The sequence below is a fragment of the Vibrio sp. UCD-FRSSP16_30 genome (assembly GCF_001676025.1).
Lineage (GTDB): Bacteria > Pseudomonadota > Gammaproteobacteria > Enterobacterales > Vibrionaceae > Vibrio.
In genome coordinates this window covers 1-745 of sequence record NZ_LZFW01000072.1, presented here as the reverse complement: position 1 = coordinate 745, position 745 = coordinate 1, and the positions used below count along the sequence as shown (strand labels likewise).

Sequence of the window (745 nt, the reverse complement as noted above, 5' to 3'; positions counted from 1 at the left end):
GATTGAAGGGGGCTGCTCCTAGTACGAGAGGACCGGAGTGGACGAACCTCTGGTGTTCGGGTTGTCATGCCAATGGCATTGCCCGGTAGCTAAGTTCGGAATCGATAAGCGCTGAAAGCATCTAAGCGCGAAGCGAGCCCTGAGATGAGTCTTCCCTGGCACTTTAAGTGTCCTAAAGGGTTGTTCGAGACTAGAACGTTGATAGGCAGGGTGTGTAAGTGCTGYGAGGCATTGAGCTAACCTGTACTAATTGCCCGTGAGGCTTAACCATACAACACCCAAGGGGTTTTGTGGACTCGAAGAAAGAACGTTGAATGTGTGATATAACTTTTAAATAACAGTTTTCCGAATTTTAAAATTTGCTTGGCGACCATAGCATTGTGGACCCACCTGATTCCATGCCGAACTCAGAAGTGAAACATAATAGCGCCGATGGTAGTGTGGGGCTTCCCCATGTGAGAGTAGGACATCGCCAGGCTTTAATTTTGACTTATCTCGTATGAGGTGAGTCACCATAAAGTTCTAATTTACTTAGAGTTTTATGTTGACTTTAACAGTCAGTCGCGTAATATATGCGACCTGCTTAAGTGTTAAGGCACTCAAAGCACGCTCTTTAACAATTTAAACCTATCAATCTGTGTGGGCACTCGTTGATGATAATCGAAAAGATTTATCAATGAACTGAGTGACCAATACAATGATTTTTAATCATTGGCACAGTCAATTCATTACTATTCTGTTGGAA

2 rRNA genes are annotated in these 745 nt (G+C 43.7%); both read left to right on the top strand.

Features of this window, described 5'->3' with window-relative positions:
- Positions 1-271 (top strand): 23S ribosomal RNA (locus A9260_RS15125); the annotation flags it as partial.
- Between the two features lie 91 nt (positions 272-362).
- A 5S ribosomal RNA gene (gene rrf, locus A9260_RS15120) occupies positions 363-478 on the top strand.
- Positions 479-745: the final 267 nt, after the last annotated feature.